Consider the following 25,216-nt stretch of genomic DNA (forward strand, 5'->3'; position numbering starts at 1 on the left):
ATGGCAGCAGAGCACCCCGAAAATGATCTCACGTCCGACGCGGACTATACCAACCTGCCTCGCCCCGAGCCCCGCAGCTTTGATGAGCTTGCCGACGAGCCCGATCCCCTCGCCGTCGCCGAGGCCAACCGCCGCTCCTCGCGCCAGGCGCTGTGGTTTATGGTGGTTATCCTTGTGAGCTCGGCGCTGTACGCGCTCCTCCTCGCTGGATTCTTCAGGTTCTTCGGAACCACGACCGACTGCCTCCGCGTGGAGTTCGCCGCTTGGCTGTGCACAAGGACCCAGCGCACGGTGTTCGCCACGACGACGCTGATCATCCCCTTCATCGGCATGATCGGCTGCGCCGTCATCATGGTGCGCAAACTCAAGGCCTACGTGCGCTGGCGCGGTTGGATGGCGATTTTCTGGGTCATGGCCGGCAACTTCATGATCTGGTGCATCAACGACATCCAGATCCTGCTCACCCCGGTGCTTGAAAACTAGCGAAAACTAGGCTCGCGCCTGGGCCGCAGCCACCTCGGCGCAATCTGGGCGCCCACAATGCTGGGTTTCCACGTGCTGGATACAGTCGTCACAAATAAGCACCTGCTTGCGGCACGTGTCCTCATTAATGCAATTGTGGAAGGTATTCGTCCCCTTCCCACAGTGCACGCAGTGGCCGAGCTGAATAAAGCCTGGATCCTCTAGGCCCTGACCAAACTCGTGGTGCATGCGCTTGTCAAAGACGTACATCGAGCCTTCCCACAGGCCATCGTTGCCGTACTTTTCTCCGTAGCGGACGATGCCGCCGTCAATCTGATAGACCTCGTTAAAGCCACGGTTCTTCATCAGCGCGGAGAGGATTTCGCAGCGAATACCACCCGTGCAATAGGAGACCACGGGCTTGTCCTTCATCCAGTCATACTTGCCGGATTCGAGTTCAGCGATGAAGTCGTGGGTCGTACGCACGTCCGGCACCACGGCATTCTTGAATTTGCCGATTTCCGCCTCCATGGCGTTGCGCCCGTCGAAGAAGACGACCTCCTCACCGCGCTCCTCCACCAGCTTGTTGACCTCTTCGGGCTTGAGGTGGACACCACCGCCGATGACGCCGTTCTCATCCACCTTGAGCTCGCCCGGCGCGCCGAAGGCCACAATTTCATCGCGCACCTTGACCGACAGGCGCGGAAAGTCTTCCGCTCCGCCTTCGGACCACTTGAACTCCATCTTCTTGAATCCCGGGTACTCGCGGGTCTCGCGCACGTAGCGCTTACACGCATCCATGTCCCCGCCCACGGTGCCATTGATGCCGTGCTCCGAAATGAGGATACGGCCCTTCAACCCGAGCTTCTCGCAGAGGTTACGCTGCCACAGCATGATTGCGGTGGGGTCCTCGATGGGAGTAAAGCAGTAGTAGAGGAGAATCTTGCCAATAGTCACGCCCGCAAGTCTAGGCCTGCTGGTGGCAAGATCCCCAATTTTTCGGTGGAGTCTTAGCGCTTCTGGTACAGCGCGCTCTTGCGGGCGAAGACCGGATCGGAGGTCACCAGGACGCCCAGGTTGCGGAAGATGCCCTCATCCACCGAACCCAAGATGGTGGTGGTGTGAACATCGCAGCCCTCGAGTTCCTTCAGTGCGTCGAGCGCGCGGCGGGCGTTCTCGTCCTTCGCCGCGGATACCGACAGCGCGATGAGCACCTCGTCGGTGTGCAGACGCGGGTTCTGGGAGCCCAGGTGCTTCGTCTTCAGCGTTTGGATGGGCTCGATGGATTCCGGGGACAACAAGTGCAGCTCATCATCGATGCCAGCCAGGTGCTTGAGCGCATTGAGCAGCGCGGCTGCGGAGCAGCCCAGCAACGGGGAGGTGCGGCCGGTGATGATGGTGCCGTCGTGAAGCTGCAGCGCGGCTGCCGGACCGCCGGTCTCCTCTGCTTTCTCACGCGCCGGTAACACAACCGGACGGTCGGTGGACTTGATGCCGGCTTTCGCCATGACCACGGCGGCGCGCTCGGATTGCGTGGTGTCGAGGCCGTTGCGGGCTTCCTCCACCAAAGTCTTGAAGTAACGGCGGATGATCTCCTGCTGGGAGGCCTCGCGGCAGACTTCGTCATCGGTGATGCAAAAGCCCACCATGTTCACGCCCATGTCCGTCGGGGACTGGTAGGGCACAGTGCCGGTCAGGCGTTCCAACAGCGACTTGAGCAGCGGGAAGGCCTCGACGTCGCGGTTGTAGTTCACCGTGGATTCGCCGTGCGCGGAGAGGTGGAAGTGGTCGATCACGTTGGCGTCGTTGAGGTCCACCGTGGCGGCCTCATAAGCCAGGTTCACCGGGTGATCCAGCGGAAGGTTCCAGATGGGGAAGGTCTCAAACTTGGCGTACCCTGCTTGCACGCCGCGCAGGTTTTCGTGGTAGACCTGCGAGAGCGCGGTGGCCAGCTTGCCGGAGCCCGGCCCCGGCGCGGTGACCACGACGAGGTCCCTAGAAGTTTCCACGTAGTCGTTCTTGCCCAGACCATCCTCGGAGACAATGAGGTCGATGTTGGCGGGGTAGCCCGGAATGATGTGGTGGCGCGCTACGGTGAGCCCTAGGCGCTCAAGGCGCTCGATGAAGGTCTCCGCCTGGCTATTGCCCTCCTCGAGCTGGGTCATGACAATGTTATTGACCAGGAAGCCGCGGTCCCGGAAGACGTCGACAAGCCGCAGCACGTCATCTTCGTAGAGGATCCCCAGGTCACCGCGCATCTTCTGGCGCTCGATGTCCTTGGCGTTGATGCAGACGAGGATTTCTACGTCATCCTTGATGCGCTCGAGCATGGCAATCTTGTTATCCGGGGTGAATCCGGGCAGAACGCGGGAGGCGTGCATGTCATCGAAGAGCTTGCCGCCCATTTCGAGATAAAGCTTCCCGCCGATTTCTTTGCGCCGAGCGTTGATATGCTCCGACTGCAGTTCAATATATTTTTCACGATCAAAACCGAGCGCGCGCCCCATAGTATTTAGGCCCTTCCGTTCAACGGGTAGTACCCGGAAAGTCTACAGCAGCACGGCCCCCGCGTAGACTTCCTGACATGCCTGAGGGACACGTTATTCACCGCCTTGCCCGCACACTCAATGCGGATTTCCGTAACGAGCCACTGGCCGTGAGCAGCCCCCAAGGCCGGTTTGCTGCGGAGGCCGCGCTTGTCAGCGCCTCACCCCTCTTACTCGCCGAAGCCTTCGGTAAGCACCTCTTTCTGCACTTCGATGCGGATAACCCGCGCCACGTTATTTACATCCATCTGGGCCTCATTGGCTCCCTGCGCTTTGAGCCTTCCGCTGATGTGTGGGGCCAGATTCGACTGCGCCTTGACAACGGCACAACGGCCGCCAACCTGCGCGGCCCACAGTTCTGCACGCTCATCACGGAGGAGGAGTACCAGGCCAAGGTGGCGAAGGTGGGCCAGGATCCACTCCGGAAGGACGCCGATCCTGATGCCTTGTGGTCCCGGGTCCATGCCTCGAAACGCAGCATCGGTGCACAGCTCATGGACCAAGGTCTCTTTGCCGGCGTAGGCAATATCTACCGCGCGGAGGCCCTCTTCCGCCAGGAGCTCTCCCCCTTCATTCAGGGTAAGCAGCTCGACCGCGCGGAGTTTGACGCCATCTGGTCTGACCTGGTCGAACTCATGGACTACGGCGTCGAGCACGGCCGCATCGACACCGTCCGCGAAGCCCATACCCCGGAGGCCATGGGCCGCGAACCCCGCAAGGATGACCACGGCGGCGAGGTCTACGTCTACCGCCGCGCCGGGCAACCCTGCCACGTGTGCGGCACCGAGATCCGGGAGCAGGTCATGCAGGGCCGCAACCTCTTCTGGTGCCCCACCTGCCAACCCGCGCGCTAGGGTGTGGGTTATGCGCCCTGCTTATACCGTCGCCACTGTCCGTGCCGCTGAGAAGCGCCTGCTGGAACAACAGTCTCATGAGGATCAGCTCATGAAGCTGGCCGCCGCGGCGGTGGCAGAAACCGCATCAGTGATACTGGAGGCACGCCCCGGCGCGGTGCTCATTCTTGCCGGTTCCGGCGGCAACGGCGGGGATGGGCTCTTTGCCGGGGCGGAGCTGGCCTCGCGCGGGGTTACGGTCCATGCCCTGGTTCCGGAACGCTGCCACGAGGAGGCTCTCACTGCGTTCCGTGCCGCCGGTGGCACGGTCCTTCCTGCCGACGCGCTGCCCTCAGGCAGCACGCCCTTAGGCAGCGCGCTGCTTATTGACGCCATCGCCGGCCTCGGCTCCGCCCGGGGCTTAAGCGGCACCGCGCTCTCGCTTTACCGCGAAGCCACCGCTGCCGGGGCTGCAGTCTTAGCCGTCGACATGCCCACCGGCGTCGACGCCGACACGGGAGTGTGTGCTGCGGATGCCGTTAACGCCGATGTCACCGTCACCTTCGGCTCGCCGCGCCTGGGCCACGCGCTGGCCGCCGAATGCGGGCAGGTTGTGGTTTCCGATCTCTTCTTGCCCGGCGCGTCCTCCTTTGCCGAGACCCTCGCCGAACTGGATGAACCAGCGGCCTTCATCGCACACGAGCCCTCCGTTCCGACGGCCTTTGCGTGGCAATCGGGCGAACTCGATCTGCCGGGCGGGCGCGCTTCCCGCCCCTGGCCGGTTGGCTGCACCGGCCCCATCGTTGATCCCACACCAGGCGCGCGCTCGGATAAGTATTCCGGGGGCGTCGTTGCCCTGGCTGCCGGCAGCGATACCTACCCGGGTGCGGGGATCCTCTGCGCCACCGCAGCGGTGCGCGCCACGCCCTCGATGGTGCGCTTCATCGGCGATAACTCGATTACTTCTCTGCTGCCCGAGCTGGTCTGCCATCCTGACGTGGCCTCCGCCGGACAGGCCCAAGCCTGGGTCGTGGGCCCCGGCCGCGGTACCGATGCAACGGCGGCCACCGAACTACGCAAGATACTGGCGCAGAACCTGCCCACCATCCTCGACGCCGATGCCCTAACGCTCCTAGCGCGCAACACCTCTCTGCGCCAGACAGTCACCGAGCACCCGATGACCATCCTCACCCCACATGAAGGCGAGTTCAGCCGTCTCTACCAGGCCACTTTCGGCTCTGCTCCCGATGCGGCTACCGGCTGGAGCCGCGCCCTCCACGAGCTAGCCGAGGAGCTAGACAGCATCATCCTGCTCAAGGGCCGCCTGACCCGCATCACCGCTCCGGGCCAACCTGTGTATTCCTTCAACGCTGGGCACTCTTTTGCCGCGACCCCTGGCTCCGGGGATGTGCTCTCCGGGGTGCTCGGGGCGGTCATCGCCCAGCTATCTGCCGCCACGTCCTCCCCGTCCCCTTCCGAGGTCATCACGGAGGTCCTCCACGCCGGGGCCATCCATGCTCACGCGGCAGCCATCGCGGCCGAGACCCCCGACGGCTTCGCCCCCTGCTCCGCCTCCCAGATCGCCGCCGCCATCCCGCAGGCCATCGCGCGGCTCCTCAACTAACTCATTGGTAGGCCACGGCCACCGGCAATAAAGAGCGCGACAGGAGCTGCTGGGCCATACGCGAAAAAGACAACGGCATCCGACCCCGCGGATTCTACAGGTCTGCGCTGCGGCAGATGGACGCGAATCGTCGATCGGAAATATATTTACAGACCTAATAGCTAAAGGCTTGTTTCCGTAGCTTGTGACGGACGCCCACTATCGGCTGCCGGTTCATCTCTACAAACAGATTTAATCCAAGCCACTCTTTTCGAATTTAGAACCGTCAACCAGGTCATATTACCTTTGCCATTTGTACACTCTTGATTAGACGCCGCCGCAGTGTGTGTTGCATAAATAGTATTATTAGTGTAAGCAGGACTCCCTGAATCGCCTTCACACGTCCGCGAAGGAGTAGTAGTAACTGCGATTGCCAAATCATGGAAGGGGATCCCTATTTCAGGCGGATAACTTTCGATAAAGCCTTCTACTTTCAGCTTCGCTATGGAGGAATACTCATGATTTGCCCCATACCCGATAAGAGTTAACGCGTCTCCTTTTTCGACGGACGAAGTAGGCAGATCAAATGCTTTTGCGTCAATCCCACTCCCCACTCTTACCAGTGCCAAATCATCGACATCGGACATAAAATGCACTCGTTTTACCGTTGCCTCATCTCCATCATACTGGCGAAGCCGATCTCCTGCCTTTGGGGAACAATGCCTAGCAACTAGCCACAGGTTATCGGCTATATTACTTGCAGTACAGGTCCGTCGTTCCTGTTCAGAAACAGGAGAAACTGAAAAGTAAGAAGCAATGCGGTTATCATTTACAGGATTTGTATCGCTTGACTGCAAAACCGGCATTTCCAGCTGACCACCAAAAGGAGAGATGGTCCGCGCCTGAGCTCCAGAAACACCAAAGATTAAACAGCTAAATAATAAACAGGAAACTTTTGTTAGATTTTTGGTAAAAATGGTTAAGCTCTCTACTCATTCCAAAAGGACTGCGCTGACAGGAAGATCTAGCCAGCGCAGCCAAGAGTGTCGATTCGTAATTTTAGGTCTACACGACAGGTTGAAATAGACCTTTATACTAGATTCTCTTTAGCCGTACGGTGAGTCTCACCACCCTTTAAGCTCTTCAGGATTTCACAAATCTTTCGAAAGGCAATAACCGTTGTTACTAACCAGGTCAGGCCAATTACTACAGTTACATATGAAAAATCAAAAGCAAGAATCCCCCCCAAAGCTATACAGACAAGAATGAAACTTGCAACCGCCAGGGTCATTTCGCTTTTCTGCTGTGATGTCATACTTTTATACATATTTAATCCCCAAACGAGAATTTAATGAAAGGTCAACGCTAGGACGACCCGGCTTACTTGCCGATTTGCGCGCATTCATACGAAGCCATTCCTGCAGCAGCTCCTGCAGTCATAATAGCCGGAGCAGCATCTAGACCAGCCGTTACCGGAATACTGAGAATCGAACCAATAGTAGCAACAGTGCCAAAGGCGCATCCAGCCCAACCTTGAGTGACGACAGGAACTCGCTTTCCTTCAACGAGAGGTTCAGAGTAGGAAACTGTGATGGTATTACCGTCAACCCTGTAAGAGGCCTTGTCTACCGATCCGTCAGAAAGCAGGAAAGCTGTCCTGAGCTTAACTTCACTGCCGTCCTTGTTGGAAATGGTGACTGAACCATCCTTATTTTCAGTGATCGTTCCATTGTCGACAGAAAGAACCATTCCTTCGCCAGTAGATTCTTCCGTATAGACTTTCGTGAAGTTCTTATCTGCAATTTTCGTTGCAGCTGCACTCGTGTCGCTACCTGCAGCTGCGAAAGCCGGCGATCCCGAGAGCGCTACAGCCGAAACCAAAGCAGCCGCGACAGCCGCCTTCTTTAAAAAAGTCATGAGGTACACCTTTCAACTCGTGCTGATTCTTACAATTGAACATTAACATATCTTTTCCCTTATTGTTCAATGTCATTGAGTAAATTTGGACGTTCTGGGTTCACCGCCCCCAAAGCCGCACCGTAGGCGTACTGTTCAGGTCACACTCGTCACTGATTTACAAGATATATTGCGGCTTCTGTTCCCGTTTCCGGCGAGCCCAGATCTAATTCCCGTCAATGAACAGGAAGCGCTTCACTCAAAATCTGCCCTGCGCAACGCACCGATATAACTGTCTTTGTAAGACACGAACTCCACGTCCTCGCTGAGCACAGGCGAGCCGCATATCATGCAGATATTTCTCTGCATACGCTCGTATAGCTTCCTTTCGCCCTAAATCTACACAGCCTCCTAGCTGTTCGGACGCATTCACCACCTGAGCCCGACACGGCTTACGCGCCACTATGTACGAAAACCTACCGTGCCACGGCGCAGAATCCCGGAGGTGGTGCCGACGGACTTGCGCAGCAGTCCCCGAGTGCCCACGGCCACGGTGCCGCGGCGCAGCGAGGTGTTCTCCCACGGCCACGTCATCCCCGCCCATGCTGCCGCGACGGCAAGGGTCTCCACCACGATGTAACCGGGCCATGGGCCGAATAGGTTGATGATGGAGGGACTGCCCGGCGCGTGGTTAAGGAAACCATAGTTGCCGTCGGTCTTCGCATTGACCGCCATGGCCAGTGCCATCCACACGGGCGTGACCTTGACGGCGAAGCGGTAACCCTTCCAGGTGGGGCGGTAACCAAGACCAAAGGTTAGTGCCAGGGGCGCGGCAAGTGCCACGATGTGGAAAAACCAGTAGGTGGCAAAGCGCAGCCACCGCGGGGAGAAGTAGTAGATGACGTCCGGGGTGATAATGGCCTGCGGGTTGAGGATGATGCCCCAGAAGTAAGACAGGGTCAGGGCATGCTCATTGCCGGTAATGAGGCCCAGCGCCAGAATCGGGCGCAGCACATCGCACAGGTGCAAAGGCAAAGACTCGCGGATATCGAATTGCTTCGGGTCCAGGGAGATGACCGTCCACGCAGTGCCCGCCACCAGCAAGGCCCAGCCCACCATCCGGCGGATGAACGCCTCGCGGGAAGTTCCCTTGATTCTGCGGGCGGCGACGATAAAGACCCCGCAGGCCACCACAGTGATGCTCAACATAAGCGCATGCAGCGCGGTCCACTGCTGCATGCGCGGGTAGTCAGTTGGGCTTACTCGGGGCTTGCGGGGTCGAATCATAACGGGGCTTTAATCTACCCCTTTGTATGAACACGTGAGAGATGAGAGGGTTCCTACGCTGCTAACTCGGAATATTCGGAGAGCTTTCCATCCTTGACCTCAACCACGGTATCGGCATAATCGAGCAGGCTGCGGTCGTGGGTAATGAACAGCGTTGCGGTATCAAAGTCATCGGTGACACCGCGCAGGAGCTTGGCAATCTCGCGGGAGAGCTTGGAGTCGAGGGCGGAGGTGGGTTCGTCGGCAAGCAGCACGGAAGGCTGGCCCATGAGAGCGCGGGCAATGTTGACGCGCTGGCGCTGACCACCGGAGAGCTGGTTCATGCGGCGGTTGCCAAAGCCCTCCAAGCCCACGAAGCTGAGCAGCTCATCGGCACGATCCTGGCGCGGCTTGCGACCCTCCATGTGATCAATAATGAGCAGCTGTTCGCGCGCCGTCAGGGCGGCCAGCAGGTTGGCCTGCTGGAAGATGAGGCCGCGAGAGCCGGTTCGCTCCACGGTGCCGGAGTCCGGCTCGATGAGGCCGGCAGCTACGGAGAGCAGCGTGGACTTGCCGGACCCGGACTCACCGATGACGGCGGTGAGCTCGCCCGGCTTGACGGCCAGGCTGACGTTATCCAGCGCCGTGACGCGGGAGTCGCCGTCGGGGTAGGTCACCACGATGTCGCGGAGGGACAGTGAAGGGGAAGAAGCAGTGGTAGTCATTAGGCGTTGCCTCCTAGGGCATCGAGCGGGTTGATCTTGGAAACGCGGCGGGTGGCCAGGAAAGCACCAGCGATGCCGAGCAGCCAGATACCGAGCGCGGGGACGATGACGGTCATGGCGGAGACCTCGAAGGGCACGGCACCTTGGGCGGCAAGGCCCAGCAGCCAGCCGACGAGCGCGCCTACCCCCACGCCAATCGCCAGGATGATGGCAGCCTGCGCGATGGCATCCTTGAGCAGGTACTTCACGCTTGCGCCAAGGGCGCGCAGGATGGACAGGTCGCGGGTGCGCTGGATGGTCCAGATGCTCAGAAAAGCGATGGTGACCAGCGCGGAGATTCCGTAGAGGAAGGCCTGCATGGTCAGCAGGGAACCGCGCTCCGAGCTATAAGCCGGCAGGCCGGACAGGGCCTTGCTCATGGACACGGAGGTGTCGGTCGGCTCCTGGGACAGCACGGCTACGCCCACCATGTCCTCAGGAGAATGGGAGACCTGCTGCCAGGTTTCAGTAGAGACCCACACCACCGGGGAGTGGGAGTAATACTCATCCTCGACCACCCCGTTGACGTCCAGGTCCACGCCGCCGAGGGTGCCCCGGGATGGCGCGTTCAGGGCGTCGTCGATGGATTGGCTCAAGACCATGCCCTCCTCCGGAATCACGGTGCTGGAGCCAGGGATCTGGGTACCTTCGGGCAGGCCGAAGACCGCCACGCCGCCGTGGCCCTCAAGCTTGGTCTGCGAAGTACCGAGCGGAATGCCAGAAGCGGGGACATCCTCGGCGAAGATCTCCGACTCGGTGAAGGACGGGTCTTCCGTCGAGAAGGTCACATAAGGAGTCTGCTCCCCGAGTGCCTCGAGTGCGGAAGTATTTTGCTTGGACAGGCCTTGGGTCAGGCCGGACAACATAACGAGCAACAACGTAATTAGAGCCACGACGCCGCCGATCAGGAAGAACCGACCGCGGGCGGTGACTATCTCTCTCAATGCCAGGAACATACTATTTATCCTGCGTGTGCGGGCGCCGAAAGTAATCGGGTAGCCAGTTGAACCTCTACTCAACCAGTTGGTTGATTCGCGCTCCCCCACCTAGGCGATAGGCTGGTGCGTCGTGATGATGAGCAACAAACTGTGGACCGTGGGACTGCATGCCATGTTCGGCTTCCTCCTCGTGTTCGGAGTGCTCCGCGCCTGGGCAGATGAGCGCCTCGACGCCCGCGTCCTCGGCCTCTCCATCGCACTCGCAGTGGTCTACACGGGGTTTGCCATCTTCGGCTCCCGCACCATCACCCGCCCCGTCCCCACCACGCTGTGGCTCGCCGCCCTGTGCCTGCTGTGGATCGGGCTTATGGTGCACGCCCAAGACTTCATGTGGCTCGAGTTCCCGCTGGTCTTCGTCTTTATCCATGCGATTCCCTTCTGGCCGGGAATCGTCGCCAGCGTGGTGCTGTGGGCCGTCGCCGCCTTCGTCCCCGCATGGATCCACCCGCAATTCTGGACCGCGGCCGCAGCCATCGGGCCGTTCATCGGCACCTGCTTTGCCGTGGCCGTCTACCACGCCGCCCGCCGGGTTCAGGCGGAGGCGGCGCACCACGCGGCCGTCGCCAAGCAACTGCGTGAGACCCAGGAGGAGCTAGCGGCCAGCGAGCACCAAGCCGGGCGCCTCGAGGAGCGGGAGCGGCTCTCTCGCGAGATTCATGACACCGTGGCGCAGGGGCTTTCCTCCATCGTCCTGCTCAGCCGCGCCGCCAAGAAGACATCCACGCAGCAGGACGTCACCGAGCAACTCGCGCTCATTGAAAAAGTGGCCCAGGACAACCTGGCGGAGGCCCGGCGCTTCGTCAAAGAGCTAGCAGCCCCTGCCTCCTCCATCGACGCGGAACTGCGCACACTTGTGGATGAGCTCCAGGCCCAGGCTAAGGGCCTGGGGCTGCGCACCCGCTTCGGGCTCAAGCTCACCGGCAGTGCCGACGTCCCCACCGAGTTTTCCCACGTCATCCTACGCGCCGCGCGCGAAGGTCTCACCAATGTCATGAAACACGCCGACGCCGACCGCGCCGTGGTCACTCTGGGCTCTTTCGAGGATGGAATCATCCTCGATGTGGTCGATGACGGCCGTGGCATCGAGGGCCCGCGCGGCTTCGGGCTGACCGGCCTGGAGCAGCGTGTTCGCAGCGTCGGCGGGACCGTCCAGGTAGAATCTTCACCCGCCGGCACCGCACTCGCGGTGCGAATCCCAACAGGAAGCAGCAGCAATGGTCAACGTGATGCTCATCGACGATCACCCCGTGGTCCGCGCCGGGCTGCGCGCGATTCTTAACGCCTTCCCCGACATCGAGGTGGTGTTGGAAGGCTCCGATGGCTCGGCCGTCGAGCAGCTGACGGATGCTGATGTTCCCCATATCGATGTGGTCGTTTGCGATATCCAGATGCCGGACGTCGACGGTATTGCCGCTACCCGGCGCGTGCGCGAGCTCGACGGTCCACCGGTGCTCATTCTCACCACCTATGACACGCAGGCGGATATCCTGGCCGCCGTGGAGGCGGGCGCGCTGGGTTACCTGCTCAAGGACGCCCCCGAGGACACCCTGCACGCCGCGGTGCTCGACACGGCCGCGGGAAAGCGGACCTTGGCGCCTGAAGTCACCAACCTCCTAGCGGAGCGCTTGGCACAGCCGGAAACCGCCCTTTCACCGCGCGAGCTGGAGATCCTGCAGGCGCTGTCCACGGGAGATTCCAACAAGCAGATTGCCCAGCGGCTCTTCATCTCCGAAGCCACGGTCAAGACCCACCTCATCCACGTCTATCAGAAGCTCGGCGTGGAAACCCGCACGGCGGCCGTCTCCGCCGCTCGTGAGCGAAAGCTCATCCAATAGATGCATACCTACGATTGCATCGTGGTGGGTGGAGGCCAATCCGGCCTGGCCACCGGCTATTACCTACGCCGCCGGAAGCTCGATTTCCTCATCCTCGACGCCAACTCCTCCCCCGGCGGGGCCTGGCAGCACGTGTGGGATTCACTCACGCTCTTTAGCGATGCCCAGTCCTCCACCCTGCCTGGCTGGCCCATGCCCGCTTATCCCGGTTTCCCGCCGGCTTCCCACGTGGTGGACTACCTCACCCGTTATGAGCAGCGCTATGGCCTTCCCGTCCGGCACGGGGTGGCGGTGGAGCGCGTGCTTGACGACGACCCCCTCTTCCACCTCTTCACCACCCACGGTGAGTTCCGCTCCCGCACCGTCGTGGCTGCGACGGGCACCTGGTCCGCGCCGTTCATCCCCTTCTACCCCGGTGAATTCCAGGGGCGCCAGTGGCACACGGCGAGCTACCCGGGGCGAGGTCCTTTCGTGGACGGCGCCGGCAGCGACCGTAGCAGCCGTGTGGCCATAGTCGGCGCGGGCAACTCCGGTGCCCAAATCGCCGCCGAGCTAGCTCTCGCGGGCGTGGACACCACGTGGTTTACCGCGCACCCGCCGCGCTGGATGCCGGATGATGTCGACGGGCGCGTGCTCTTTAGCCGCAACAGACAGCGCATGCTGGCAAAACTTCGGGGCGAGCCGGACCCGGGGCCGGAAAGTGAGCTAGGAGACATCGTCATGGTCCCGCCGGTGCTCAAGGCCCGTGATAATGGGCTGCTGCGCGCCACCGGCATGTTCTCCTCGCTGGACCAGTTGAACCGCGAAGGCTTCAGCGATCTCATCTGGGCCACCGGCTTCCGCCCAGCGCTGCGCCCCTTCCCTGGGCTGCTGGCAAAAGGAAAGCCCACGGTGGAAGGTTTCTTCCCCGTGGGCTATGGCTCGTGGACGGGCCCGGGCTCGGCCACGATTACCGGTGTCTCCCCCTATGCGCGGCGGGTGGCGGGGGACGTCGCCAAGCTCGTGCGTACGCCCAGCTAGGCACTACAGCGTCGCCATGGCGAGGAGCACCACCGCTGCCAGCGCAAGCAGGAATCCGAGGCGGCGCAGAATCTTCATCTGCTCTTCGCGTCCCACGCGCGCCATGAGTGCGGCGCCGAGGACAGCACCCACCGTGTTGTATAAGAGGTCGTCGATATCGCTAAAGCCCAGCGCAAAGATGTACTGGGCGCTTTCGATGCACAAGCTGATCACGAGCCCAAGGAGCATCGTCCCGCCCAAGCCCCAGCGAATCCTGACGCGGTTGCGCCCGGCCACGTAAATCGCCGCTCCCAGCGGCATGAAGAGAGCAATATTCCCCAGGAGATCGGTCCACCCGCCGTACCACACGGAGGCGTTCTCAAATCCGCCAAAGAGCTGCAGATTGACCCTTCGCACCGCATGCGCGGAGCCGTCCACCACGCCGGGGATGTCCATGAAGGGCTTGCCCACCGTCGCCAACACCACGACCACCAGGGACAGGGCTGCGACAAGGAGGGAATCACGAAGCAGGTGCCGATACGGATCCGGCGCGGGCCGCAGCCGATTGCGCGGGCGTTGAGCTTCTATCCCAGTCATGCGCCTCACCCTAGTGGTTTTCGCTGACAATCGGCTGAAGCAGAAGCCAGAAAACACTGCTTCACATCCTCTGTACGATAGTGTCCATGAACACACTGATTGTCACTCGCACGGATTCCGGAGTAACGCACTCGTTCCAAGAGCAGCCCCTGCTCGGGGAAGGTGACACGGTCGTGGATGTGCAGTTTTCCTCCCTCAATTACAAAGACGCCATGGCCCTGGAGGGCGATAAAGGTGTCATGCGCATCGATCCGCTCGTCCCGGGCATCGATGTGGTGGGCACCGTGGTGGAAACGTCCGATTCACGCTTGAGCCCTGGCCAGCTTGTCGTCTCCTGCGGCGATGGCCTGGGCGAGTTCCGCCATGGCGGCTACACCACCCGCCAGCGCGTCAACGGTGAAGCCACCATCCCCGTACCCCAGCGTTTCAGCGCGCACGATGCCGCCGCGATTGGCACGGCCGGATACACCGCCGCTATCTGCGTCAACCAGCTGCGCACGCACGGCACGACGAAGGGCCATATCCTCGTCACCGGTGCCACCGGCGGCGTGGGCTCCATCGCGGTCCAGCTGCTCAAGTCTTCCGGCTACGAGGTCACCGCCGTCACCGGCCGCGTGGAATCCCAGTCGGAGTACCTCACCTCACTCGGCGCGGATCACGTGCTTGACCGTGCAGCGCTGTCTGAGACCGGCCGCCCGCTGCAGAAGGCGCTGTACGACGGCGCCATTGACACCGCCGGTTCCACCGTCTTGGCCAACGTGCTGGCGCAGGTGCGCTGGGGCGGCGTGGTGGCGGCCACCGGTATGGCGGCTGGTCCGGATCTTCCTGCCTCGGTACTGCCGTTCATCCTGCGCGGCATCGTGTTGGCCGGCGGTAACTCCGTCGATGCGCCCCGCGAGGTGCGCGAGGCGGCCTGGCAGCTTCTCGACGAACACGTCGACCTCAGCATGCTGAACTCGATCACGGAAACGGTGCCGCTGGCCGATGTCGCCACTGCCGCTCAAGAGCTGCGCGCCGGCTCCCGCCATGGGCGCACGGTAGTCGAGATATAGGAAGGGGCAGGTGTGAGCGGGCAGCCGTTTACTGCCCGGCCCCTTTAGTGGTGCACGCGGTGCGATAGGGACTCGTCGTCGGTGCCGGGGGCGTTACCCAGCTCACCGGTGAATTCATCGTCGCTGCGCGCCAACCAGATGGAGGACACAACCAGTCCGCCCCAGATGACGACGACGAAGAGGATGAAGAGCAGGATTGCGCTTGTAGTCATTGTTATTCTCCTTTCCTACTAGCCGCTACTTGTCGTCCGTGTTCGGTGCGGCGGCGTTGCCTGTGGCAAGCGGGTTCGGTGTGCCGGCCGGGCGGCCGCCCACTGGGACGCCGTAATCAGACGTCTCTATGCCGTCTAGGTACTTGTTTCCGCGGAAGTCCACTAGCGGCATGACGAAGCTAACGAGCAGAATGACGCCCAGAACCGCCCAGCCAAAGAGCCCAATCTGTGTGGAGGAGTAGCCCTCATAACCTTCGCGGACAATCGTGATGATCTCGTTGACCAGGAAGTAGACGAGCAGCAGCGGGGTCGCGACGAAAGTCAGGAACTGCCAGAAGCCACCCACCTTGAACTGCGACACGGCGTTGATGTGCTGCTGGATCTCGCGGCGGCGGCCGGTCACCCAGCCGACGACTACGAGGGCGCAGATGGCGCCGAAGACGATGCCCAAGTTGTTGGTGAACTTATCCATGATGTCCAGAGTGACCAGGCCCGAGGAGGTGGCGAACAGGAAGCAGGACAGTACTCCCATCGCGCTGCCAACGCTGATGGCAGAAACGCGGCGAGAGATGTTGAACTTATCTGCCACGGCGGAGACAACGACCTCCATGATGGAGATCAGCGAGGTCACACCGGCCAGGAACAGGGAGCCAAAGAAGAGGACACCGAACAGCCAGCCGAGCGGCATGAGGTTAATGATCGTCGGGAAAGCGATGAAGGCCAGACCGATACCAGACTCAGCCACCTCATCGACAGACACGCCCTGCTGGGCGGCCATGTAGCCCAGAGTGGCGAAGACACCGATGCCGGCGAGAACCTCGAAGGAGGAGTTCGCAAAGGCGGTAACCAGGCCGGTGTTGGTGAGGTTGGTGCGCGGCTTGAGGTAGGACGCGTAGGTGATCATGATGCCGAAACCGATGGACAGGGAGAAGAAGATCTGTCCGTAGGCGGCGATCCACACCGACGGGTTGCTCAACACGGACCAGTCCGGGGTGAAGAAGGCGTTGAGGCCTTCGGCAGCACCGTCGAGGAAGAAGGCGCGGATCACCAGAATGATGAACATGACGGCCAGGACCGGCAGGAAGATGGAGGTCAGCTTGCCGATACCCTTGTTGATGCTGGTGGCCAGCGTGGCGATGCAGACAACCCATACGAGGATCATGACGCCCAGAATGGATGGGACAACGTGCCCGGAATAGGTTGCGTCCGCGTCTGCTTGGAGGAAGTCAACCATGAAGTACGTCGCGGGATCCTCGCCCCACGTCTGCTGCAAGGACTTAATGGTGTAGAGCGCTGCCCACGCAATGATGGCGGCGTAGTAGATGGCAATGAAGAAGTTCACGCCGACCTTGAACCAGCCGATTCCTTCCCAGCGGCTGCTGATGCGGCGGAATGCCAGCGGCGCAGAACCGCGGAAGCGGTGACCAATGGCGAGGTCGAACCACAAGATGGGGATACCGGCGGTCAGCAAGGCGACCATGTACGGGATGAGGAAGGCGCCGCCGCCGTTCTCATAGGCAACGTAAGGGAAGCGCCAGATGTTACCCAGGCCGACGGCGGAGCCGATGGCGGCCATGAGGAAGACGAAACGCGTATTAAAAGTATCGCGTGTAGAGCGAGTCTTATGCGGGGTTGATGTGGTCATGAGAGAACTTTCTTCTTGAGCAAATATCGCGCACCACAAGACCGTAGGAATTGTTTATACGGGCCGCGTACGACGAGTATTAGCGAGAAGCTTAGCCTACCTGCCAACCTATAGGTACCGTTTTGAATAATTATTTACCCCCACAACGCCACACCCCCTTTAGGGCCTGACCCTCCAACCGGAACAAAAGCCAGCGGAGAAAGGGTTAAGCGCTAAAGGGGGTGGCGAGTAAACAAACTCGGGGCGATTAAACGTGCAGATCGCGGTCCTGAATACCCTTCGGGACGGTAAGCACACCGATGAGGGAAACGACCGAAATCGCGATGCCGTAGGCGGCGATGGCCATCGAGGTCTCGTACCGCGTGTACAGCATCTCTGCAATCATCGGGGCAAAGGCACCACCGATGATGGAGCCGAAGGCGTAGCCGATGGACACGCCCGACAGGCGCACCTTCACCGGGAACATCTCCGCGTACATCGCTGACTGCGGGCCATAGGTCGCACCCAGGATGACACCCAGGAGGAACACGGCTACGCCGAAGAACATGACGTTACCCGAGTCAACCGCCCAGAACACCGGGGTGATATACAGCGCCAAGACGATGTAGCCGCCAATGAACGTCGTGCGGCGCCCCAACCGGTCAGACAGGTGGCCGAAGTACAGCGTGCCGATAAACCAACCAATCGACGCGACCAGGGCTACTCCAAGAGCCTGTGGGCGGGTATAGCCCACGACCTTCGTGCCATAGGCGGTGAAGTAGGCGATGACGAAGTAGCCAATCGCGTTGTTGGCGGCAAAGATAACTGCACACTTGATAACGGTTCCGAGATGGCCCTTGAACAGGACCGCGAGCGGTGCCGTGGACTTTTCCTTCAGCTCTTCCATCTCCGCGAAGGCCGGGGACTCTTCCACTGCCCGGCGGATCAGGTAGCCCAGGAGAATGAGCACCACGGAGGACAGGAACGGGATGCGCCAGCCCCAGGCAAGGAACTGCTCCGGAGTGAGGACCGAGGAGAGAACCAGCATGAAGATGGTGGCAAGGAACATACCAAGGGGGACACCTACCTGCGGGAACGCGCCGAACAGTCCACGCTTGCCCTGCGGCGCGTGCTCAACGGCCAGCATCGCCGCGCCGCCCCATTCGCCGCCGGCGGACAGGCCCTGAAGGATGCGCAAGAGCACCAGCAGGATAGGCGCTGCCATGCCGATAGAGGCGTACGTCGGCAGCACACCCATCAACATGGTGGCCAGGCCCATGCCGACCAACGTGACCACGAGGACCGGCTTGCGTCCGAGCCGGTCACCCAAGTGGCCGGCCAAAATTGCCCCGAGAGGACGGAAAAGGAAGGAAATACCCAGCGACGCCCAGGCAATGATCTGTGCGAGGGAGGCGCTTTCGTTGGAGACCGGATCGAAATACTGAGTAGCGAAGATCAGGCCGGCGGCCTGAGCGTAAATGAAGAAGTCGAACCACTCAATGGTGGTGCCGACCATCGAACCGGCGAGCACGCGCTTGTGCTCTGTAGTGATTCCCGGCCCTTGGGCAGGCTGTTGGGTGACTGGTGCAGACATAGTGGGAGTCTTTTCTCTATGGGTGCAGAAGCACGGTGGATACAGTTAAAGCCAGTGAACGAAAGGGACAATGAGTGCGGCGGGGCGTGCCGAAGAAGCCGAGAACGCTGCAGTGTTTTACTGATCGCGGTTGTCGACGATCCTCTTGGCCTTGCCCTCACCGCAATCGACGTGGTCAGTAATCTCGACGCCAACAGTGACGCCGATACGCTCCTTGATCTGTTTCTTCAGCCACGCGGCGGAGGCATCGATCTGATCAGGAGTAGCCTCCGAGGAGTGCTCAACCACCAGGGTGAGGTGGTCCATGCGGCCACGCTTGCTCAGCACGCACTGGTAGCGCGGGCGAAGCAGGCGGTCCTCGGTGATGATCTCCTCGAACTGTGACGGGAAACAGTTCACGCCACGCAGGATGATCATGTCATCGTTGCGAGCGGAGATGCGGTCGATGCGGCGCATCGAACGCGCAGTGCCCGGGAGCAGGCGGGTGATGTCGTGGGTGCGGTAACGAATGATCGGGAAGGCCTCCTTGGTGAGGGAGGAGATGACCAACTCGCCGTACTCGCCGTCTGGAACCGGCTGCATGGTCTCCGGATCGATGATCTCTGGGTAGAAGTGGTCCTCCCAGACGGTCAGGCCATCCTTGGTCTCGACACATTCTTGGGCCACGCCAGGGCCCATTACCTCGGAGAGGCCGTAGATATCGGTGGCCGTAATGCCGAAGCCTTCTTCGAGTTCGCGGCGCATTCCCTCGCTCCACGGCTCGGCGCCAAAGACGCCGGCGCGCAGGGAGGATTCGCGCGGATCCAGGCCTTCCTTGCGCATGCGGTCAAGGAGGTTGAGCACGTAAGACGGCGTACCCAGAATTGCGTCCGGCTGGAAGTCCTGCATGATCTGGATCTGGCGCTCCGTCTGACCACCGGAGGTCGGAATCGCCGTGGCTCCTAGGGCCTCAACGCCATAGTGAGCGCCCAGGCCGCCGGTAAAGAGGCCATAGCCGAACGTAATCTGAACCTTATCGCTCTTGCGCAGGCCGCCTGCCCGCAGCGAACGGGCTACGAGCTCGGCCCAAATACGCACGTCATTCTCGGTGTATCCCACGACGGTCGGGCGACCCGTGGTGCCGGAAGAAGCGTGGATGCGGGAGATTTGGTTCTGGCCAACAGCAAACATCCCGAAGGGGTACTCCGCGCGAAGGGTTTCCTTGTCGGTGAACGGGAACAGCGCAAAGTCCGCGAGTTCCTTGAAGTCATCCGGGTGAACGCCCTTCTCATCGAACGCACGGCGGTAGTGCGGGACGTTGTAGTACGCGTGGCGAAGCTCGTTCTTCGCGCGCGCGGTCTGCAGCGCAATGATTTCATCGCGGGAGGCGTACTCAATGCCCATCTGGGGGCCGTGGTGGTCAGAGAAGATATCAAACGTTGCGGTCACGTCATTTGCCTTTCATTTCGAGGAGAGGGGGAATACCACACCCTTTAAGCTCCCTCGAAAGTGCTGCAAGAAGTTGGTTAGCTGGGACAACGCACAAAAGTACGTTAATTACTTACCGTTCGGTTGGGTAAGTCTTGTGACGTACACTACAGGCCGTTGTGGTGATAGACAACACAATTAGGCCAAGTTTTTGAAGCGCGACACATCATCGCAGGCCACGGCGGTTTCACCGACAAAAGAAGCCCCCACCCCCATATGGAGCCCCAACGGCGGAGCGAAACGCTCGCCCCCGACTAGCTGATCAACTACTTGCCCATCGCGACTAGCCCGTCGCTTGCGGAGCTAGGCCGCCAAACACAACACTCTCAAAAGCACTGGCCAGCTCCTCGGCACCAAGTCGACCCTCCGGCTCGTACCAATCAGACGTCGAGTTAATCATTCCGAAAATCATGCGGGTCAACAGCGGAGCCTCAATATCGGAGCGAATAGCACCCTCCTCCTGAGCAGCCTCCACCAGCGGAACCACGGAACGCGTCAGCGTACGGCGGCGCTCCAACGCGCTCCGCTCCACCTCGGAGTTTCCACGCAAACGGAGCAAGAGCGCGACAGACTTCGGGTCGGAGCACAGCACCTCAATCGAGCCACGCAACAGCCCGCGCACCCTCTCCCCCGCCGACACATCGGCCGCGGCCATCTCTTCCGCAACCGCTTCCAAACGGCTCAGTGCCTGCACTACCGTGAGCTCCAAAATCTCTTCTTTGGAAGAGATGTGGTGATAGAGCGCGGACTTAGAAATCCCCAATTCGCTCGCCACATTATCCATCGACGTGGCGTCGTAGCCGCGGGCTGTAAAAGCACGGACAGCTGCACGAATGACATCTTCACGGGAGTAGCCGGGGCGGCCACGTGCCGCGCCCTGGACAGTGGATTTCTCATTCTTCACGCAGTCCATTCAAGCAGAGAGCCCCGAGCACCGTTAGACTAGTGAGCCACCACACCCCTTTTCGCTCCCTCGGCAGCACTGCGGAAACCCCTTACCTCAAGGAGGAATTCCCATGAGCACCGAGCACCCCATCCTCGCCCCCGGCGTCGCCGAAAGCCCCGAGTTCACCCACGTGCGCACCATGTTCGACGATGACCGTGCCACCGCGGAGATTGGCGCGAAGATTACCGCGCTAGACGTCGGCAAGTGCGAAGGCCACTTCACCGTCCGCCCGGAGATGTGCAATGGACATGGCACGGCACAGGGTGGCTATTTATACATGTTTGCCGATTCCATCTTCGCCGGCGTTTGCAACTCCGGTGGCGACTTGGCCGTGGCCGCGCACAACTCGATTCACTACATCGCCCCCGCCTTCGAAGGGGATGTCGTTGACGGGGTTGGGGTGACCCGCCAAGCCTGGGGCCGCAACGGCGTTGTCGACGTCACCCTCAGCATCAAGGGTAAGCCCATCGCCGAATTCCGCGGCACATACCGCGTGCTGCCCGCCAAGCCCCAGAACCGCAACAAGTAGGGCGCAGCTCACAAACTTGGTTGACATAGCTCACACATGCCCCATATACTGACCAACCAGTCAGTAAGTATCACCGAGCCGACACTGAGCAGAGAGGGAACGATTCCTCCCATGACCCCATCAGAGAAAACACTCGCCGCCGTCCCGGCCGCGGATGAAGCACAAGCACAGCAGCGCTTCGACGAGCTCATCGCCGAAGACTCCCGCATCGAGCCCACCGACTGGATGCCGGCCGCCTACCGCAAGACCTTGACGCGCCAGATTTCCCAGCACGCCCACTCCGAGATCATCGGCATGCAACCGGAGGCCAACTGGATTACCCGCGCACCGTCGCTTAAGCGCAAGGCCATCCTCATGGCGAAGGTGCAGGACGAGGCCGGCCACGGCCTCTACCTCTACTCCGCCGCGGAGACCTTGGGCACGCCACGCGATGAGCTGGTGCAGCAGCTGCTCGACGGCACCGCCAAGTACTCCTCCATCTTCAACTACCCGGCGCGCACGTGGGCCGACATCGGAGCCATCGGCTGGCTGGTGGATGGCGCGGCCATCTGCAACCAGGTCCCGCTCTGCCGTGCTTCCTATGCGCCCTATGGCCGCGCCATGGTTCGCATCTGTAAGGAAGAATCCTTCCACCAGCGCCAAGGTTGGGAGATCCTCTACGAGCTGTCCCACGGCACGCCCGAGCAGAAGCAGATGGCACAGGAAGCCATCAACCGCTTCTACGGCCCGGCGCTGCAGATGTTCGGCCCGCCGGATGATGACTCCCCGAACTCCAAGCAGTCCATGGCGTGGAACATCAAGCGATTCTCCAACGACGAGCTGCGCCAGCGCTTCGTGGACATGATCGTCCCGCAGGCCGAGGCCCTTGGCCTGCACTTCGAGGACCCGGACCTGAAGTGGAACGAGGAGCGCGGCCACTATGACTTCGGCGAGCTCGATTGGTCCGAATTCAAGGCAGTCATCAAGGGAGAAGGTCCCTGCAACGTGCAGAGGATGCAGCGTCGCCGCCAAGCGCATGCCGACGGCGCGTGGGTCCGTGAGGCTGCCGCAGCCTACGCCGAGAAGCACCACTCGGCTGACACCTCGCTTATCGCCTAAGCCCAAGCACACTGCCCAACCAGCCACAAGACTTTAAGGAAGATTCCATGTCTAGCTCCACCTGGCCCATGTGGGAGGTCTTCGTACGCTCCTCCCGCGGCCTTTCCCACGTTCACGCCGGCTCGCTCCACGCACCGGATGCCACCATGGCCCTGCGCAATGCCCGTGACCTTTACACCCGCCGCAACGAGGGAACCTCCGTCTGGGTTGTGCCCAGCGAAGCCATTGCCTCCTCCGACCCGGACTCCAAGGGCGGATTCTTCGAATCCCCGCAGGGCAAGAGCTACCGCCACGCCACGTACTACGACAAGTCGGAAGGAGTGCCGCACCTGTGACCGGATTTGCAGCCGCCGATTCTGCGACCAAGCAGTCGCAGGGCAACGGCATCACCGCAGAAGATATCGCCGCCGCCGGCGCAGTCGCCCCCGAGGACACGGCCAACTATGCGCTCATGTTGGGCGATGACGCCCTCATCTTGGCTCAGCGCCTGGGCTGGTGGATTTCGCGTGCACCGGAGATGGAAGAGGACATCGCCTTGGGCAATATCGCCCTCGATCTCATCGGGCACGCCCGCTTCCTACTGACCTACGCCGGTACCGCATGGGGCAAGACCGAGGATGACTTGGCTTACTTCCGTAACGAGGAGGAGTTCCGCTCCGCGCGCCTCGTCGAGCAGGAGAACGGCGACTTCGGCTACACCATCGCCCGCCAGCTGCTCTTCTCCTACTACCAGTACGGGCTCTACACGGCCTTGCTGGAGTCGCAGGATGAAACCATTGCGGCGATCGCGGCGAAGGCCATCAAGGAAGTCGAGTACCACGTCGACCACGCCAACCAGTGGATTCTTCGTCTGGGCCAAGGCACCGAGGAGTCCCACCGCCGAATCACGGAGGGCCTGATGTACATGTGGCCCTACCTTGACGAGCTCTTCGAGGATCTCCCGCTTCACGAGAAGCTGGCGGCAGAAGGCATCGCAGTTCTGCCCTCGAGCCTGCGCGCGCAGTTCGATGAGCGCATCGCCTACGTCCTAGACAAGGCGGGGCTGGCCATCCCGGACGTCAAGCAGGCCCGCTCCGGGCAGCGCACCGGGCGTTTCTCCGAGCACCGCGGTTTCATCCTCGCGGAGATGCAGTCCTTGGCGCGCCAACACCCCGGCGCGACCTGGTAAAGACAAGGAAAGGACCAAGGTTTCATCGTGTCCATCACAGATAAATCCCACCCGCTGCGCCCCACGCAGCCTGACGACGCTCACGTGTGGGATGTCGCCGCCGAGGTGCCTGATCCGGAGATCCCCGTGATCTCTATCGCCGACCTTGGAATTCTTCGGGACGCTCGCCTAGATGGCGATACCGCGGTGGCCACGATTACCCCCACCTACTCCGGCTGCCCCGCCATGGAACACATCACGGCGGACATCACCACAGCGCTGACCGATGCCGGCTACGCGAAGGTGCGCGTCGATCTCGTGCTCCACCCGGCGTGGACCACCGACTGGATGACGGAGACCGGCCGGCAAAACCTCAAGGACTACGGCATTGCCCCGCCCAGCGGAAAAACCCGGGCCACGCCGGAAGGTCCTATCCCGCTCACACTCGAACCGCCGCCGGCCATCGAATGCCCCCACTGTGGCTCCCGCCGCACACGTAAGCTTGCCCAATTCGGTTCCACCTCCTGCAAAGCTCTCTACAACTGCCAGGATTGCTTGGAGCCCTTCGACTACTTCAAGGTGCACTAATGACCACGACCCCGTCTGCCCCCACAAAGAAGAAGGCCACGTTCAATACCCTGACCGTGTCCGAGGTGCGCGCCCTGACTGAGGATTCCGTGGAGGTTTCCTTCGCTATCCCTCCGGAGCTGCAAGACGACTATGACTACATCCCCGGCCAGTACGTAGCCCTGCGGGCGACTATCGACGGCCAGGAAGTCCGCCGCTCCTATTCCATCTGCGATGTGCCTCGCGACGGCGTCCTGCGCGTGGCCATTAAGCGCGACCGCGGTGGTGTGTTCTCCACGTGGGCCAACGACACTCTGCAGCCCGGCGACACCATGGACGTCATGAACCCGCAGGGCGCGTTCACCTCGAAGACCCACCTGACCGGTCTGAACAATCCTGAGGCTGTCCGCGAGGAAGTCGAGAAGCTGGAGAATCCGCACCTCGTGGCCATCGCCGCGGGTTCTGGTATCACGCCGATCATGGCTATTGCCCAGACCGTGCTTCACAGCTCCCCCAACACCACGTTTGAACTCATCTTCGCCAACAAGGGCGGCGGGGACGTCATGTTCGCCGAGGAGATCGGTGACCTCAAGGACAAGTTCCCCACGCGCTTTGCCGTGCACCACGTCCTCTCCCGCGAGCAGCGCGTCAATCCGCTCTTCTCCGGGCGTATCGACGCTGAGAAACTCCAGACCCTACTGGATAACGTCGTGCGCACCGACAACGTCGACGAGTGGTTCCTCTGCGGCCCCTTCGAGTTGGTGCAGCTGGTGCGCGACGAGCTGGCCAGCCGCGATGTCGGTGAGAAGGACGTGCGCTACGAGTTGTTCACCACCGGCAAGCCCTCCGGAGACCAGAACCAGGCTGGCCGTCACGTCGAGGTCGATCCGGAGGGCGATAACGTCACCATCAATTTCCAGCTCGATGGCCTTTCCGGCTCCGTTGAGTCTCCGGTCTCTGCCAATGAGTCCCTGCTCAACGCGGCCCTGCGCGTGCGCTCCGACGTCCCCTTCGCCTGCGCCGGCGGCGTGTGCGGCACCTGCCGCGCCAAGCTGGTGGAAGGCGAAGTGGACATGGCAGAGAACTATGCACTGGAGGCCGATGAGGTCAAGGCTGGCTACATCCTGACCTGCCAGTCGCGCCCCACCACGCCGAACATCGTCCTCGACTTCGACGCCTAG

At 61.3% G+C, this 25,216-nt stretch carries 27 protein-coding genes; 13 read left to right on the forward strand and 14 right to left on the reverse strand.

Features of this window, described 5'->3' with window-relative positions:
- A complete protein-coding gene (locus tag FME68_RS06445; RefSeq protein ID WP_158396718.1) occupies positions 1-483 on the forward strand; it encodes a hypothetical protein in 483 nt (160 codons plus the stop codon).
- A gap of 6 nt (positions 484-489) precedes the next feature.
- On the opposite strand, the gene trhO is transcribed toward FME68_RS06445, so the two are convergent.
- Together trhO and FME68_RS06455 are read right to left on the reverse strand one after the other, a co-directional pair.
- Entirely contained in the window at positions 490-1,419 is a 930-nt protein-coding gene (gene trhO, locus FME68_RS06450; protein WP_328287747.1) for an oxygen-dependent tRNA uridine(34) hydroxylase TrhO, read from the reverse strand.
- 53 nt (positions 1,420-1,472) lie between these two features.
- Positions 1,473-2,969, reverse strand: a complete 1,497-nt coding sequence (locus FME68_RS06455; RefSeq protein WP_158396720.1) for a DUF1846 domain-containing protein — start codon at positions 2,967-2,969, stop codon at positions 1,473-1,475.
- Positions 2,970-3,046: 77 nt separating this feature from the next.
- Here FME68_RS06455 and FME68_RS06460 point away from each other — a divergent pair, with 77 nt between their 5' ends.
- A complete protein-coding gene (locus tag FME68_RS06460) occupies positions 3,047-3,862 on the forward strand; it encodes an Fpg/Nei family DNA glycosylase (protein ID WP_158396722.1) in 816 nt (271 codons plus the stop codon).
- Positions 3,863-3,872: 10 nt separating this feature from the next.
- Positions 3,873-5,465 carry an NAD(P)H-hydrate epimerase gene (locus FME68_RS06465; protein ID WP_158396724.1) on the forward strand — a complete coding sequence of 531 codons (1,593 nt, stop codon included), beginning with the start codon at positions 3,873-3,875 and terminating at the stop codon, positions 5,463-5,465.
- Between the two features lie 161 nt (positions 5,466-5,626).
- Here FME68_RS06465 and FME68_RS06470 read toward each other — a convergent pair whose 3' ends face one another.
- From FME68_RS06470 to FME68_RS06495, 6 genes are all read right to left on the reverse strand, one after another.
- The gene (locus FME68_RS06470; RefSeq protein ID WP_158396726.1) at positions 5,627-6,310 is read right to left on the reverse strand and encodes a trypsin-like serine protease; all 684 of its coding nucleotides are present in this window, start codon (positions 6,308-6,310) and stop codon (positions 5,627-5,629) included.
- A 224-nt stretch (positions 6,311-6,534) separates the two neighbouring features.
- Complete coding sequence (locus tag FME68_RS06475; protein WP_158396728.1) at positions 6,535-6,759, reverse strand: hypothetical protein; 225 nt, start codon at positions 6,757-6,759, stop codon at positions 6,535-6,537.
- A gap of 65 nt (positions 6,760-6,824) precedes the next feature.
- Positions 6,825-7,361: a hypothetical protein gene (locus tag FME68_RS06480; protein WP_158396759.1), complete on the reverse strand. Its 537-nt coding sequence runs from the start codon at positions 7,359-7,361 to the stop codon at positions 6,825-6,827.
- 441 nt (positions 7,362-7,802) lie between these two features.
- Positions 7,803-8,579 (reverse strand): YwaF family protein, encoded by a 777-nt coding sequence (locus FME68_RS06485; RefSeq protein WP_230308918.1) that lies wholly within the window; start codon positions 8,577-8,579, stop codon positions 7,803-7,805.
- A 101-nt stretch (positions 8,580-8,680) separates the two neighbouring features.
- Positions 8,681-9,331, reverse strand: a complete 651-nt coding sequence (locus tag FME68_RS06490; RefSeq protein ID WP_071409699.1) for an ABC transporter ATP-binding protein — start codon at positions 9,329-9,331, stop codon at positions 8,681-8,683.
- Positions 9,331-10,326: an ABC transporter permease gene (locus FME68_RS06495; RefSeq protein ID WP_070701872.1), complete on the reverse strand. Its 996-nt coding sequence runs from the start codon at positions 10,324-10,326 to the stop codon at positions 9,331-9,333. Before FME68_RS06495 ends, FME68_RS06490 begins: the two co-directional genes overlap by 1 nt.
- Positions 10,327-10,441: 115 nt before the next feature.
- On the opposite strand from FME68_RS06495, the gene FME68_RS06500 reads away from it, so the two are divergent.
- Genes FME68_RS06500 through FME68_RS06510 form a run of 3 tightly spaced genes read left to right on the forward strand, consistent with a single transcriptional unit; the run spans position 10,442 to position 13,223 of the window.
- On the forward strand, positions 10,442-11,647 hold the full coding sequence (locus tag FME68_RS06500; RefSeq protein WP_158396922.1) for a histidine kinase: 1,206 nt from the start codon (positions 10,442-10,444) through the stop codon (positions 11,645-11,647).
- The gene (locus tag FME68_RS06505) at positions 11,583-12,203 is read left to right on the forward strand and encodes a response regulator (protein WP_071407035.1); all 621 of its coding nucleotides are present in this window, start codon (positions 11,583-11,585) and stop codon (positions 12,201-12,203) included. The genes FME68_RS06500 and FME68_RS06505 overlap by 65 nt, the downstream gene beginning before the upstream one ends.
- Positions 12,204-13,223 (forward strand): NAD(P)-binding domain-containing protein, encoded by a 1,020-nt coding sequence (locus tag FME68_RS06510; RefSeq protein ID WP_158396763.1) that lies wholly within the window; start codon positions 12,204-12,206, stop codon positions 13,221-13,223. It abuts the gene before it with no gap.
- 3 nt (positions 13,224-13,226) lie between these two features.
- Here FME68_RS06510 and FME68_RS06515 read toward each other — a convergent pair whose 3' ends face one another.
- The gene (locus FME68_RS06515; RefSeq protein WP_046648776.1) at positions 13,227-13,799 is read right to left on the reverse strand and encodes a VanZ family protein; all 573 of its coding nucleotides are present in this window, start codon (positions 13,797-13,799) and stop codon (positions 13,227-13,229) included.
- An 86-nt stretch (positions 13,800-13,885) separates the two neighbouring features.
- On the opposite strand from FME68_RS06515, the gene FME68_RS06520 reads away from it, so the two are divergent.
- A complete protein-coding gene (locus tag FME68_RS06520) occupies positions 13,886-14,851 on the forward strand; it encodes an MDR family oxidoreductase (protein WP_158396765.1) in 966 nt (321 codons plus the stop codon).
- Between the two features lie 44 nt (positions 14,852-14,895).
- On the opposite strand, the gene metS is transcribed toward FME68_RS06520, so the two are convergent.
- From metS to FME68_RS06545, 5 genes are all read right to left on the reverse strand, one after another.
- Positions 14,896-15,063 carry a methionine/alanine import NSS transporter subunit MetS gene (metS, locus tag FME68_RS06525; RefSeq protein WP_046648774.1) on the reverse strand — a complete coding sequence of 56 codons (168 nt, stop codon included), beginning with the start codon at positions 15,061-15,063 and terminating at the stop codon, positions 14,896-14,898.
- A gap of 25 nt (positions 15,064-15,088) precedes the next feature.
- Positions 15,089-16,708, reverse strand: coding sequence for a sodium-dependent transporter (locus tag FME68_RS06530; protein ID WP_158396767.1), 1,620 nt, complete (start codon positions 16,706-16,708; stop codon positions 15,089-15,091).
- Between the two features lie 247 nt (positions 16,709-16,955).
- Positions 16,956-18,281 (reverse strand): MFS transporter, encoded by a 1,326-nt coding sequence (locus tag FME68_RS06535; RefSeq protein WP_158396769.1) that lies wholly within the window; start codon positions 18,279-18,281, stop codon positions 16,956-16,958.
- 117 nt (positions 18,282-18,398) lie between these two features.
- The gene (locus FME68_RS06540) at positions 18,399-19,664 is read right to left on the reverse strand and encodes an AMP-binding protein (protein ID WP_158396924.1); all 1,266 of its coding nucleotides are present in this window, start codon (positions 19,662-19,664) and stop codon (positions 18,399-18,401) included.
- 367 nt (positions 19,665-20,031) lie between these two features.
- Positions 20,032-20,652 (reverse strand): TetR/AcrR family transcriptional regulator, encoded by a 621-nt coding sequence (locus tag FME68_RS06545; protein ID WP_232745371.1) that lies wholly within the window; start codon positions 20,650-20,652, stop codon positions 20,032-20,034.
- Positions 20,653-20,764: 112 nt separating this feature from the next.
- On the opposite strand from FME68_RS06545, the gene FME68_RS06550 reads away from it, so the two are divergent.
- From FME68_RS06550 to paaE, 6 genes are all read left to right on the forward strand, one after another.
- Positions 20,765-21,223 carry a hotdog fold thioesterase gene (locus FME68_RS06550; RefSeq protein ID WP_070517297.1) on the forward strand — a complete coding sequence of 153 codons (459 nt, stop codon included), beginning with the start codon at positions 20,765-20,767 and terminating at the stop codon, positions 21,221-21,223.
- Positions 21,224-21,334: 111 nt separating this feature from the next.
- Positions 21,335-22,321, forward strand: coding sequence for a 1,2-phenylacetyl-CoA epoxidase subunit PaaA (gene paaA, locus FME68_RS06555; RefSeq protein WP_158396772.1), 987 nt, complete (start codon positions 21,335-21,337; stop codon positions 22,319-22,321).
- Between the two features lie 47 nt (positions 22,322-22,368).
- A complete protein-coding gene (paaB, locus tag FME68_RS06560) occupies positions 22,369-22,656 on the forward strand; it encodes a 1,2-phenylacetyl-CoA epoxidase subunit PaaB (RefSeq protein ID WP_046648767.1) in 288 nt (95 codons plus the stop codon).
- Entirely contained in the window at positions 22,653-23,489 is an 837-nt protein-coding gene (gene paaC, locus FME68_RS06565) for a 1,2-phenylacetyl-CoA epoxidase subunit PaaC (RefSeq protein WP_328287749.1), read from the forward strand. Before paaB ends, paaC begins: the two co-directional genes overlap by 4 nt.
- Before the next feature lie 27 nt (positions 23,490-23,516).
- Positions 23,517-24,056 (forward strand): 1,2-phenylacetyl-CoA epoxidase subunit PaaD, encoded by a 540-nt coding sequence (gene paaD, locus FME68_RS06570; protein WP_070510120.1) that lies wholly within the window; start codon positions 23,517-23,519, stop codon positions 24,054-24,056.
- Positions 24,056-25,216 carry a 1,2-phenylacetyl-CoA epoxidase subunit PaaE gene (paaE, locus tag FME68_RS06575; protein WP_158396774.1) on the forward strand — a complete coding sequence of 387 codons (1,161 nt, stop codon included), beginning with the start codon at positions 24,056-24,058 and terminating at the stop codon, positions 25,214-25,216. Before paaD ends, paaE begins: the two co-directional genes overlap by 1 nt.

The sequence above is a fragment of the Corynebacterium hiratae genome (genome assembly GCF_009708045.1).
GTDB lineage: Bacteria > Actinomycetota > Actinomycetes > Mycobacteriales > Mycobacteriaceae > Corynebacterium > Corynebacterium hiratae.